This window comes from Acidobacteriota bacterium, assembly GCA_016713675.1.
In the GTDB taxonomy this organism is placed as follows: Bacteria; Acidobacteriota; Blastocatellia; order Pyrinomonadales; family Pyrinomonadaceae; genus OLB17.
On the sequence record JADJOS010000001.1, the window covers coordinates 69,621 to 82,299 of the forward strand.

At 53.8% G+C, this 12,679-nt stretch carries 9 protein-coding genes; 7 read left to right on the forward strand and 2 right to left on the reverse strand.

What is annotated here, in order from left to right:
• The first annotated feature begins 6 nt into the window (after window positions 1–6).
• Genes IPK01_00325 through IPK01_00345 form a run of 5 tightly spaced genes read left to right on the forward strand, consistent with a single transcriptional unit; the run spans window position 7 to window position 5,591 of the window.
• Window positions 7–813: a WecB/TagA/CpsF family glycosyltransferase gene (locus IPK01_00325; GenBank protein ID MBK7931944.1), complete on the forward strand. Its 807-nt coding sequence runs from the start codon at window positions 7–9 to the stop codon at window positions 811–813.
• Window positions 814–861: 48 nt separating this feature from the next.
• A complete protein-coding gene (locus IPK01_00330; GenBank protein MBK7931945.1) occupies window positions 862–2,238 on the forward strand; it encodes an endo-1,4-beta-xylanase in 1,377 nt (458 codons plus the stop codon).
• Window position 2,239: 1 nt separating this feature from the next.
• The gene (locus IPK01_00335; protein MBK7931946.1) at window positions 2,240–3,382 is read left to right on the forward strand and encodes a GNAT family N-acetyltransferase; all 1,143 of its coding nucleotides are present in this window, start codon (window positions 2,240–2,242) and stop codon (window positions 3,380–3,382) included.
• A complete protein-coding gene (locus IPK01_00340; protein ID MBK7931947.1) occupies window positions 3,382–4,566 on the forward strand; it encodes a GNAT family N-acetyltransferase in 1,185 nt (394 codons plus the stop codon). The genes IPK01_00335 and IPK01_00340 overlap by 1 nt, the downstream gene beginning before the upstream one ends.
• 8 nt (window positions 4,567–4,574) lie before the next feature.
• On the forward strand, window positions 4,575–5,591 hold the full coding sequence (locus tag IPK01_00345; protein ID MBK7931948.1) for a glycosyltransferase: 1,017 nt from the start codon (window positions 4,575–4,577) through the stop codon (window positions 5,589–5,591).
• A gap of 3 nt (window positions 5,592–5,594) precedes the next feature.
• Here IPK01_00345 and IPK01_00350 read toward each other — a convergent pair whose 3' ends face one another.
• Window positions 5,595–7,157, reverse strand: a complete 1,563-nt coding sequence (locus IPK01_00350; protein MBK7931949.1) for a YifB family Mg chelatase-like AAA ATPase — start codon at window positions 7,155–7,157, stop codon at window positions 5,595–5,597.
• Between the two features lie 807 nt (window positions 7,158–7,964).
• Between IPK01_00350 and IPK01_00355 the strand changes: the two genes are divergently transcribed.
• Both IPK01_00355 and IPK01_00360 read left to right on the forward strand, forming a co-directional pair.
• Window positions 7,965–11,135: an FHA domain-containing protein gene (locus tag IPK01_00355; protein ID MBK7931950.1), complete on the forward strand. Its 3,171-nt coding sequence runs from the start codon at window positions 7,965–7,967 to the stop codon at window positions 11,133–11,135.
• 23 nt (window positions 11,136–11,158) lie between these two features.
• Window positions 11,159–11,767 carry a TlpA family protein disulfide reductase gene (locus IPK01_00360; GenBank protein MBK7931951.1) on the forward strand — a complete coding sequence of 203 codons (609 nt, stop codon included), beginning with the start codon at window positions 11,159–11,161 and terminating at the stop codon, window positions 11,765–11,767.
• Here IPK01_00360 and IPK01_00365 read toward each other — a convergent pair whose 3' ends face one another.
• A complete protein-coding gene (locus IPK01_00365) occupies window positions 11,768–12,676 on the reverse strand; it encodes a DUF814 domain-containing protein (GenBank protein MBK7931952.1) in 909 nt (302 codons plus the stop codon).
• Window positions 12,677–12,679 lie beyond the last annotated feature (3 nt).

Consider the following 12,679-nt stretch of genomic DNA (forward strand, 5'->3'; position numbering starts at 1 on the left):
AAAACAATGATCGATCTCGGAAGACAAAACGTACTCGGTGTCGGTGTAAATGCAGTCGATTACAACGCAGCCGTCGAAAAGATAATCGGTGCGGCAATGGATCGCGAGCCGTTCGCCGTAAGCGCATTGGCGGTGCATGGCGTAATGACCGGAGCAACGGATGCCGAGCATCGGTATCGTTTGAATCACCTTGATCTCGTAGTTCCCGACGGACAGCCCGTGCGATGGGCGATGAAATGGCTCTACGGCGTCGATCTGCCCGATCGCGTTTACGGCCCCGAACTCACGCTTCGCGTTTGCGAACGTGCCGCAGCCGAAGGATTGAGTATTTACCTTTACGGAAGCCGGCCCGAGGTTTTGGAAAAACTCGAGCAAAATCTGATCGAGAAATTTCCGGCGCTCAATATCGCCGGCAGCCAGCCATCTCGATTTCGCAATGTATCGGAGGAAGAACAGGCAGAGATCGCCGAGACCATTCGCACAAGCGGAGCCTCGATCGTTCTGGTCGGCCTGGGCTGCCCGCGACAGGAAACATGGGTGTTCGAATATCGAGATTTGCTCTCAATGCCGCTGCTTGCGGTTGGTGCGGCTTTCGATTTCCATGCCGGCTTGCTTCCGCAGGCTCCCTCATGGATGCAAAAACGTGGCCTCGAATGGGCCTATCGCTTTGCTCAGGAACCTCGACGCCTATTCGAGCGATATACCAAGGTAAACGCTCTCTATCTCGCATATCTCGCAATGCAGATCACAAAAATGCGAAGGACCGCACTCGAAGATACCATCTCGCCAAAGACGCAAATGCGATTCGGCTGATAGTGCACTCCTAACAGAACATTGAAAAGGAAACGCAACAACGCAATTTTGAGAATTGTCCGCCGAAAACTCCTCGGCGGCTTTCGCATTGTTGGGCTTTCGGCCTTTGCGTTTCTGGCGATCCTTAACTTCGGCTGCAGCACTTCCGCAAGATCCGTTTCTGCCGAACCTGAGCGCGAACAACGAAACCGGATCGCGATGGAATCGGCAAAAGCGTCGATCGACAAATTTCGAAAAGGTGAGATCAATATAACGGTTGTCGATGAAACCGGCCGTCCGATACCGAACGCCGAGATCACGATCCAACAGATCTCGCATACTTTCAAATTCGGCTGTTATCTGAAGATCGACGACCTCGACCCGGCAAAGCTGCCTAATTATCAACGCCGCTTCTCAGCACTCTTCAATTACGCCGTGATAGGCACATATTGGGACGCGAACGAGAACAAACGCGGCGAAGAAAATTGGTTATGGTTCGATCGCGAAGCAGAACTTGCACGGCAAATGGGAATGCGAATTCAGGCCGCTCCGGTCTTATGGGGAACTAATAAATACGGAGCGCCGGCGTGGCTTCCGCGAGAGGCGAGCGAACTGAGGGCCGTCCTCGACCGCCGCGTCCGTTCGGTAGTTGCACGCAACGCAAATATCGCAGATTGGGAGATCGTCAACGAACCACTGGCACCGAAAAAAGATGCATTTGCATCGGTCGGCACGGATGAATACATCGCATCGGCATTTCGCACGGCAAAGGAAACGGCTCCGGCCGGCCGGCGTTTGATAAATGAGTTCGGCATTTTCGGTTCGTCGGACAAGCAAAACTACAACCGCGACCGGTATTTTGATCTGCTGCAGCGATTGATCGCAAACGGCGTCCCGATCGACGTCATTGGAATCCAGGCACATGCCAACGGTGAGTGGTTCGAGCCGGCCGATGTTGCCGATCAATTGAAACGCTACGGTTCGCTCGGCAAGCCGGTGCAGATCACCGAGTTCAGCGTACAAACCGCGGACATCAACGGCCGCCGTTCGCCGAAGACGATCTCAGGTCCGTATCGCAGCGGCATCTGGGACGACGATAAACAGGCTGAGTTCTATCGCGAGTTTTACACGGTCGCCTTCGGCGATCCCAATGTTGAGGCGATCGTCACTTGGGGCCTTGACGATGAACGGGCCTGGCTGCCGGGCATCGGCCTGATCGACAATAACGGTGAGCCGAAAGCCGCATACACCGAGCTCGATCGGCTGATCAACAATGAATGGAAAACCAACTCCGCGGCCAGAACCGACGGAAACGGCGTGCACATAACGCGCGGATTTCTCGGCGAATACGAGATAACGGCCGCAAGCGGATCGAAACGGGCAAAAGCGAAATTCACGCTCACCTCCGGCGGCAAGAGCGATTGGCTCGTCAAATTACGAAATTAAGATGGAAGTGATCGAAATACTAACAGGCGGAACTGAGGTGATCGGACGGATCTCGGCCGAATGGACCGCGCTTTCAAACGAAGGTGCTAGTTCGGCCCCGTTCTTCCGGCCTGAATGGTTCACAACGTTTGTCCGTAATTTTGAAAAGAAGGTCGATATCGTTACTGTCCGCCTCAACGGAAAATTAAGTGCCGTTCTTCCACTCTCGAAGAAACGCGGAACGCTGCACGGTATTCCGGTGCGAAAGCTGCAATCGGTCTTTAACCTCAACACACAGCGATTCGACCTGATTCACGGCAGCGAAACAACGAACCGCCGCGAGATCGTCCAAGCGATCTGGAGAACGATCCGCGAAACGCCAGGCTGGGACGTGCTCGAATTCCGGCTCGTCAAACGCGACAGCTGGCTCGGCGATGTGATCGAATTGGCTGAAAAGGAAAACTACCTAACAGGCGTATGGCAGATGGACAGCGCTCCGTTTATCACGCTGCCGCGATCAGATGACAAACAGCAGGCGATCGCCGATTTTTTCAAAGGCTCGCGCAAACACCTCCGCCAGGAACTTGACCGTCGCCTGCGACGCTTGAAGGAACTCGGCAGCGTCGAATTCGTCGTCTCTACCGAAGCAACGCCCGAGGTAATGCAAACCTACTTTGACCTCGAATCAAAAGGTTGGAAGGGCCGCGGCGGCACAGCGGTAACGGACGATCCGCTTGTTGCCCAAATGCATCGGGAATTTGCTTCCGAAGTCGCAGATCGGCGATCGCTATTCATTTACCAGCTCAAGCTGGATGGCAGGACCATTGCGATGAGCCTGAACATCAGATACGGCGACGAGACGATCCACTGGAAAACATCCTATGACGAAGAATTTTCTCGATATTCGCCGGGGAATCTGCTTTTTCGCGAGCTCGTCAGCGACTGTATCCGCGACGGTTCGACCGAGATCGATTTTCTGAGCCCGTCGACGCCGAACAAACGGTTTTGGGCCACAGGCGAACGCGAACATGCTGCGTTTTATGTTTTCCGTAGAGGCATTATCGGAACGCTTATTTGGGCGTGGAAGTTCAAACTGATAAGCCGCCTGCGCAAATTGCGATCAGACAACACTGGGGTGCTCGTGCCTGCCCACGCCGAAAAATAATGAAGTATCGCATCGAAATACAACTCGGCACAGCCGCTGAGGCATTCGCAGGCATCAAGGATGATTGGCAGGCTCTTTTTGCTGTCTCCGAAGGTGCTCCGTTCCTTTCGTGGGAATGGATGTCTGTCTGGTTCGATCAATTCGGCGAGGACCGTGAGCCGGTCATTCTGAAAGCCTATCGCGGGGAAACTCTTGCAGCTATTCTGCCGATGTTCCGCGAAACAAAACGATTCGCCGGAATGTCATTGCAAAAACTCGCTCTCATGGGCGAGGGCATTGGCGGTGCCGATCATCTGGATGTGATCTCTCGTCCCTGTGACAAAAGCCAAGTTCTGGACGCGATCCTGGCCTATCTCAATGAGCATGAAAGGTGCGAGACGATCTCATTCGAAGCCCTCGACCAAAGCTCTGCAACGCTTAATGTTTTGAAACAGAGAGCCGCGACGTCCGGCATTAGGCACAGCCGTGTATCCGAAAATGTCGCCTCGGTCTGCCCGCAGATCGATCTTGCTGCGGGTTGGGAAGCGGTTCTGAAAGCCGGAAAACGCAGCGACAATTTCAAACGCAAACTCAAAAAGATCGGCCGCGAATCAGGCTTCGAGTTTCGCTCCGTTACGTCGCCGACTGAGACAGATGCCGCATTTGTGCGATTCCTTCGTCTCCATGAGAAACGCTGGGAAAACGCGGGCGGCTCTGAGCTTTCGGGACATCCGCGGCTCATTTCATTTCAACGCCGGGTCGTTGCGGAGCTTTCTGCTGCGGGGATGATCAGGTTTGACGAACTCTGGCTTGGCGGCGAATGCCGCGGGTCGATCTACGGTCTCGACGACGGAACGACTTTTTACTATTACAATTCGGGCTATGATCTCGAGTTTTCAAATCTCAGTGTCGGCCTCGTTTTGCTCGGCTTGTCCGTTCAAAACGCGGTCGAACGCGGCGTGACGCTTTACGATTTTCTACGCGGTGATGAAACATACAAGTCCGACTGGGCGAACCGTCGTGTCGAGTTGATCAATTTTCGCATTAGCCGGCCGACTGCAGCAGTGTTCGCGGGCGAGGTAGTCGGCGGCGGGATCAGCAAATTGAAAGCGGCCGCAAAAGCAGCAATTCCGCAAATGGTGGCTGAACCGTTGGCCAATTGGCAGCGTTCGTGGAGCCGTAATTATCAACTGTCCCAGCGTTAAAAGCAGCTATGGATCACAAGGTTTCGATCGTCATCATCGGACGCAACGAGGAGCAAAGCATCGGCAAATGCATCGACGCTGCACTCGCCGCGTCCGCGCGTGTCGGCGGGGCCGAGGTGATCTACGTCGATTCTAATTCGACCGACGGCACCGTCGCCGTTGTTCGACAGCACGGCGTCAGCATACGTTTGCTCGATCCGAATTTACGTGCCTGCCCGTCCGCCGGGCGATTTGCCGGCTCGCTCGCTGCGGCGGGTGAATACATCCTTTTCCTAGACGCCGACACGCTGATCGATCCCGACTTTTTGCCGCAGGCTATCAAACATTTCGAAGGCGATGGCAGTATCGGCGGCGTCAACGGCCGCATCGATGATCTTACCGAATCGGGAGCCGCCGTCCCCGAGATAGACGAACGCTCCGATGGGATAATGGACGTAAAATGGCTTCGCGGCCCGAGCTGTCTGTATCGGCGGACCGCATTGCTCAAGGCCGGCTCTTTCAACCCCGAGCTCGCTATGGAAGAAGAAGCCGAACTCGGCCTTCGCATCGTCGCTCGCGGCTGGAAGCTCAACGTCCTGCCGATCCCGATGTCGTGCCATACTCGCGCGTTTCATCCGAATTCCCTGCGCAGTACATGGGCCACATTTCGCCGCGATATTCGTTCGAAACGGATCGGCGAGATCACCCGGACAATCGCCTACGCATTTCAGGCCGGCAACGGCATTGAATTTTGCTGGCTTAGATTAAAGACGACGATCGTCTTTGCCATCTGGCTGGCTATGATTGCCGCATGCTCGCTGCTGCCGTCTTCTGTTTATCCGCATTACTTCGCTTTCATGCTGTTTCTGCTCGGCGTCGCTGCAGTGTTTGCAAAAAAACGCAGCCTGCCGCAGATCGTTACCTTTGCTGCCGCAAAAACCATCAACCTGATCGACGTCATCGCAGGAATTCCTCTCATTTTTAGATCCCGTGAAGGCGCAAATACGGACGGCAAACGAGCCGGCCTGATCGCTAACGAAAACTAGTATTCATGTCCAGTAATTTCGGTCCAGCGAGCGATAATTGATCGCCTCACTGATGTGCGATGGCTCGATATTCTCGCTGCCGGCAAGATCGGCGATCGTTCGTGAGACCTTGAGAATACGGTCATGTGCTCGTGCCGACAGACCTTGCCGCTGCATTGCCTTTTCGAGCAGCTGTTCACTCGCGTCATCCAATGCGCAAAATGTACGGATCTGCTTCGGGGTCATCGCTGAATTCGAAAAGGCTTTGCCCTCGAATCTGTCGAGCTGTATCTTGCGGGCGGCGATCACACGCTCCCGTACCTCAGCCGAAGTTTCGCCCGCCGGCACGCCCTTACCGCGCAGCTCGCTAAATTTGACGGCCGGCACATCGATGTGAATATCGATGCGGTCCATCAGCGGCCCCGAGATCTTGCCGACGTAACGCTGTATCTGCGGTCCCGAGCATTTGCATTCGCGCGTCGAACCAAAGTATCCGCACGGGCACGGATTCATCGACGCCACCATCGTAAAATCGGCGGGAAACGTCAGCGAAGTAGCGGCCCGCGAAATGGTCACGTTCTTGTCTTCTAGCGGCTGCCGCAAAACTTCGAGAACCGAGCGGTCGAATTCGGGCAGCTCGTCGAGAAATAGAACGCCAAGATGCGCGAGCGAGACCTCGCCCGGTTTCGGTATCGAACCGCCGCCGATCAGCCCGGCCTGCGACACAGTATGATGCGGCGATTTGAATGGCCGTTCAACCACGAGGCCCGACTTCCCTGTCAGCCCGGCGACCGAGTGGATCTTGGTGATCTCAAGCGCCTCTTCGAACTCAAGCGGCGGCAATATCGTCGGCAAACGCTTCGCCAGCATCGTCTTGCCCGATCCCGGCGGCCCGATGAACAGGATGTTATGCCCGCCCGCACTCGCAACCTCGAGAGCTCGTTTGGCGGTCTGCTGTCCGCGAACCTCAGAGAAATCGATTTGATACTTCGACTCACGCGAACGCATGTCGTTGATGTCTAGTATGACGGCTTTGATCCGCGTGTCACGCTGTGCGTCAAGATCGAGCACGAGTTCCGCGGCTTCACGCAAATTGTTGACAGGAAAGACATTAACGCCCTGCACGACCGCCGCCTCAGTCGCGTTTTCCTCGGGCACGAGAAGGTTCCGCACGCCGTTCGCCCGTGCCGCAAGTGCGATCGACAAAGCCCCGCGAACCGGCCGCACACGCCCGTCGAGCGACAGTTCGCCAACACTCATCGTGCTCTCAAGCCCCGTCCCCGTGTGCAGATCGCCATTCGCACCCAATATCCCAAGTGCCACCGGCAGATCAAAACTCGCACCTTCCTTACGCACATCCGCCGGAGCCAGATTGACCACCGCTTTGTCTATCGGGAAAAAGTACCTGCTATTAGTGATCGCCGCCCGTATCCGCTCTCGCGATTCACGCACAGCCGTATCCGGCAAGCCCACGATAGTTATCGCCGGCGAAGTGTCATTCTCACTCGAAGGGCGCAGATTCACCTCAATATCGACGACCAAAGCGTCAATACCAAAAACCGCAGCCGACTGCGTCAGGAAGAGCATAGATATCTAAATTTTAGGGCAGATTTTAAGCAAAAGCAGTGTACCGCATTTTCCGGGGAAATTGAAAATCCGCCGTTCAGAGTTATACATTTGGGGCGTGGTGACCGTGAAATGCCTCGACCCTAAAGGCTAATTTCTAAATGTGTGCCACAGATAACGTCGTGATCTTTCGAAAGATGGGTATGCCATGTATCATTCTCCGTCATAATTTGAACGGTTTGCTTGGATGAATAGACGCTAAGTTGTCTGAAAATACGCGAAAGTTTGCCGCTGATCGCATTTTCGCTCTCATCACTTTCTTCGAATCCGTCTATTTGGTCGAGTTCGTTTGTAATTGGAGAATGAATCTTAGCTTTCTCTCGGAGATGACAAAGTAATATTCACTGTGCCGACGATCGTGGTCGGCTTTGTCGGCAGAGTCGGACCGATCAGTTTGGTCACTCTCGTCGCCGGAGGTCATAAGCTCGAAATATGGACAATTTGGGGCATGAGGCCTTCTGCGACAGTCGTTTTGTGTCAATTTTGAATTGTCGCTGGACGGTTTTTTTGTTGTAGCAGAGGTCCTTTTTGACTGTGGCAGAGCCGTGTTTTGCTGTCGCAGACCCCTCTTGGATTGTCGCAAAACGAAGTATTCATGACAATTTTCACCTGAATCCAATGTTCGTTTGCACAAATTGTGGTACGTACCACAATTCAACCTAGAGGTTAAAAAATACACGATCGGTCGTCCACCAAAAACGCGCGTGACACGCGCATTTTTTCGAAAATGTCTGCTAATCTATTGCAGACATTTCGACGTAAATTCGGATGAAGATCATCTTAGCGGAAATCGGCATCGGCGGTGTGGAGGCGGACGAGCGTTCGTTCGATCTCAACTTGATCCGCATCGGACGGATCGCAGGCGAATGCGAGATCGCGTTCGACAGCGAACTGTATCCGATGGTCTCGCGAAAGCACGCCGAACTCCGCAGCGACAGCGGGAAATGGTTTCTCATCGACCTCAATTCCAGCTATGGCACCTACGTGGATGAGGTACGCATCTCGGTGCCGACGCCTCTCCGAGCGGGCCAGACGATCCGTTTCGGCGAAGACGGCCCTCTATTGCGTGTGGTGTGGTTTGAGGTGTTGAACGAGTCGATCCCGCCCGTCGTACCAACACCGGAACCGGTCCGACAGCCGATTCCACCGGCTCCAAAGCCCGTTGACCAGCCTCTCAACCCAATCGAAATACCAAAGGCTCCAGCCGAGATAAAACCGGTTCCATCCGTCCAGGCCGCCGATCCGTCCGCACGTCAGGATGCGGCCGCTAAGCTCGAATTTGTTGACGAATCTTCACGCCCTGCCGTCATACTCGGCACCAATGCGGTTTCGGTGGGACGCGACCCTTCGTGCGATATTTCATTTACCGCGGACAAGATCATGGTCTCGCGAAAGCACGCCATTATTAGGCTCGACGGCGGAAAATTCATCCTCGAGGACAACGGCAGTTTCAACGGGACATTTGTCAATGATCAGCGTATTGCCGCGGCAGTTCCGCTATACCATGACGACGGTATACAGTTCGGGATCGGTGGCCCTGTTTTGCGTTTTAACTCGCCGTCTCGAGTTGCTCCTGAAGGTTTAAACCTCGCCGGACAGCGTTCCGTTGCCATCTCAAACCTCGCGGGTCAATTCGATCTGCCGGACGCCGCTAAACCGAAGACAATGGTCTTTCGCGTCGACAAGACGCCTCAGTCGATGAAGACGGGCGGCGACACCAGTGCTCAGCTGCTGATGTCGCTTACCTTCGGCGATAAAAAGGAATTGTCGATCGGCCGCACCGAAGCAAACGACATCACTCTCGACGGCCTGCAAATATCGGGCAGGCATGCACGTCTTCTGCGTTCGGGCAAAGACATCGTCGTCGACGACCTCGGTTCGACGAACGGCGTCTTCGTCAACGGCATTCGCGTTTCTAGGCAGTCAATATCGGTAAGCGACAAGGTTCAGATCGGCTCATTCGAACTGCGAATCGACTCCGCCGGCAACATTGGCGTTTTCGATACGCGCTCGAAAACCAGGATCGATGCCGTTAACGTTACCAAAGACGTCAGAACTAAGAGTGGCACGCTGCGGTTGCTCGACGAGATCTCGTTGACGATTCAGCCAAACGAATTCGTCGGCCTGCTTGGCCCTTCGGGAGCGGGAAAATCTACGTTGATGGATGCCATGAACGGAATGCGCCCGGCGTCGTCAGGCAACGTCCTGATAAATAATCTCGACCTTTACCGCCACCTCGATTCGCTAAAACAAGCGATCGGCTACGTGCCTCAGGACGACATCATTCATCGCGAACTGACGGTGTACCGAACGCTCTATTATGTAGCAAAACTGCGGCTCTCGCGTGACGTTTCGGCCGCCGAGATCGATCAGACCATCGACGAGGTACTCGACGTAACGGGCCTCGCCGACCGTCGCGATGTTCCTGTCAGCCAGCTTTCCGGGGGCCAGAGAAAGCGAGTCTCCATCGCCGTTGAATTGATCACAAAGCCGTCGATCATCTTCCTTGACGAACCGACCTCGGGCCTCGATCCCGGAACCGAGGAGAAGATAATGAAGCTTTTCCGCCAGATCGCCGAGTCAGGCCGGACCGTCATCCTGACAACTCATGCGATGGAAAACGTGAAGCTTTTCGACAAGGTCGTTGTACTGATGCGAGGGCGTTTGGTTTTCTACGGGCCGCCGCAGGATGCCCTAAAACACTTAGGTGCAGCTAATTTCAAAGAGCTCTTCGACAAACTCGAAGAGCCCGTAAACGCGGGAGTTCGCCAACATGGTGAGCACGTCCGCCGTGAGCTGACCGAAAAGACTGCCGACCAATGGAAAACCCGCTATGCTGCCACACCGCAATATGCCGAGTTCGTGGCCGCTCCGCAAAGATCGATCGGTGCAGTCCAGGCAGGGGGCATCGGAAGGCGCAGCAGCCTTGGACTTTCTGGTGCTTTCCGACAATGGATCACTTTGTCGAGGCGTTATTTTGAGGTGCTCTTGAAGGACAAACTAAACCTCTTTATCTTGTTTGTTCAGGCCCCGCTCATTGCGATCCTTACGTTCTTTGTGCTGGGTAATAATCTGCCGCGGGACCTTGCTTATTTTGTTCTGGCGCTCGTCGCAGTCTGGTTCGGGACCAGTGTTGCCGCCCGTGAGATCATTCGTGAACGGCCCGTTTACGGTCGTGAGCGAATGGTAAATCTCGGTCTGATACCCTACGTTGGCTCAAAGCTCTTAATTCTCGGGATCATCGTCAGTGTTCAATGCCTGATGTTGTTTGTGCCGCTCAAATTCTTTGATCTAACTCGGCTTATGCCGATGCCCGGTGATCTAGCCGGTATCCCGCAATTATGGACGATGCTTGTTACGGGCGCAGTTGGGATCGCCCTCGGTCTGCTTATTTCGGCCATCGTGAAAACGTCCGAAATGGCGACGAGTCTGGTGCCTCTGATACTCATTCCGCAGATACTTTTATCCGGGATATTTGGAGTGCCTAGCGGCCTCTCTAAACCGGCAAGTATGCTCGTTCCGGCGGCATGGTCCTTTGACACGATGAAACGCTTCTCTACACTCGATACCCTCGAGCCCGAGGGAGCCGAGCCGAAAGGCAAGACCGCAGGACAGGGCCTTTACAAACAGATCGAAACGGACAACGACAAGATAATCGCTGATTCACGCAAGAATCTTGAGGATTATAAAAAGTCGTCGGAGGACAAGCTAAAGACATTTGAGGATCAGATGCGCCAAGGAAGGAGCCCTTCGATGCCGAAGCTGGATGAGCCGCCCGCAATACCCCCGGCAAAGAAACTGCCCAAAGATCTGAGCAATTACATCACATTCCTGCACCCGTGGATGAACGAAATTGTAAATCAGATCGTATTGATGCTAATGTTTGGAATACTGGTCATCGCCACACTTATAGTGCTTAGGCTAAAGGACATTCGGTGACCGCAGTAGTAATTATGATAAATGTGTTCAAGACTTTTTTGTTATTTTCGGTTCTTTCGATCGCGTTTTCAAGCCTGATCGGCTGCTCGGGGAACGCCGGGAACAACTTGAATTCCAACAACGCGAATTCAGCTCAGAAAACAAATTCCACTCAATCCAAGTCGTCTGAGTATCCTCCGCTTCCGACGGGGATCGCTCAGGCGGATGTCGAACTACTGGATGGGTCGAAATTCAAAGTTGCAGATCGAAAAGGAAAGGTCTTGCTATTGAACCTCTGGGCGACCTGGTGTGGGCCCTGCCGTGCCGAGATCCCGGAACTCGTCCAAATGCAGGATGCTCATCGTGATAAGGGCTTTCAGGTCCTGGGACTCGATGTAGGTGATGGAGAAGGCGGCCAGGAAACCATCGAGCAGATCAAGACCTTTGGTGAAAAATATAAGGTCAATTACGAATTGGCTCGCATTTCAAATGAAACCACGAGTGAGTTTTATCGATTTACAAAATTCAACGGTGTGCCGATCAGCCTCCTGGTTGATAAGGAAGGCCGTATTCGGGGCGTATTTATGGGCGGAGGCCCAAAAGTTCTGGGCCAGATGAAAGAAGCCGTTGAAAAGCTGGTGGCCGAGGGATGATCAGTCCTTTAACTTCACTGATACCTGTGGCACAACAAGAATGGTCTTAAAGCTCGAAAGGCTTACGAGTCCAGGCACCGAACGCTTCGGTTTATTGACAAATTTTCGCTGCGTATAGTGAACGGCGGCTTTTGTCTGCTCACGCCCGCTGCTGTAGAATGCGGCTAATTGAGCGGCTTCGAGGAGTGTTCTGTTTGGAACCTCTTTACGGTTGGGGTTTCGGATCACGACATGAGAACCGGGATAATCGGCAGCATGCATCCAGGTGTCTAGTGATCGGGCGACCCGAAAGGTCAGGAAGTCATTGTCTTGTGCTTTTTTGCCGACCATAATTTCAAAGCCGTCGGACGATTCGAACCGGCGAGCTCCCTTAAACGCCGCCTCTGCTTTTCTCTTCTTCCCAAGAAGAATCTTCTTTTTTGGTGGTTCGATCAGCGAGGACAAATATGCTTCGTCGCCGGATTCAACAGCCTTCTCGATCGAAGCAAGGCGAGCTTCTGCGTCAATGACCTCGGCTTCTGCGGCCTTCATTCGGTCGGCTATTACGGCAGAGCCGTTTCGGGCCTTTATGTAAAGTTTAAAGTATCCCTCGGCGATCTCATTCAATGAACAATGTTCGTCGCCGTCAATCATGATTGCCGGCGTGTCGTCATCAAAGTAGTCAGTAACAACTACCTTGTTGCCTTCACGAATAGCATTCTGCAGATTGGCAAGAATGAGATCGCCGTATCGTTTCCATTTTTCGGGATCGCCGTGTTTTGCGAGATCGCCCTTCAGGTTGGTGATCAGCTTCTTCTTCTTTGCAATTATTTGCCTTTCTTTTGATCTCGATCGGCCGGCGAGCTTCTGAATGAGTACGCTGGCGGCTTCGATGGGAGTCTGGTCCGTATGCGGCCGCTTATCATTCATAGA

Bases quoted from the DNA above. Each gene is read 5' to 3' on its own strand.
- IPK01_00325 (MBK7931944.1), top strand. From the start codon at position 7: ATGATCGATCTCGGAAGACAAAACGTACTCGGTGTCGGTGTAAATGCA.
- IPK01_00345 (MBK7931948.1), top strand. From the start codon at position 4,575: ATGGATCACAAGGTTTCGATCGTCATCATCGGACGCAACGAGGAGCAA.
- IPK01_00335 (MBK7931946.1), top strand. From the start codon at position 2,240: ATGGAAGTGATCGAAATACTAACAGGCGGAACTGAGGTGATCGGACGG.
- IPK01_00340 (MBK7931947.1), top strand. From the start codon at position 3,382: ATGAAGTATCGCATCGAAATACAACTCGGCACAGCCGCTGAGGCATTC.
- IPK01_00365 (MBK7931952.1), bottom strand. From the start codon at position 12,676: ATGAATGATAAGCGGCCGCATACGGACCAGACTCCCATCGAAGCCGCC.
- IPK01_00355 (MBK7931950.1), top strand. From the start codon at position 7,965: ATGAAGATCATCTTAGCGGAAATCGGCATCGGCGGTGTGGAGGCGGAC.
- IPK01_00350 (MBK7931949.1), bottom strand. From the start codon at position 7,157: ATGCTCTTCCTGACGCAGTCGGCTGCGGTTTTTGGTATTGACGCTTTG.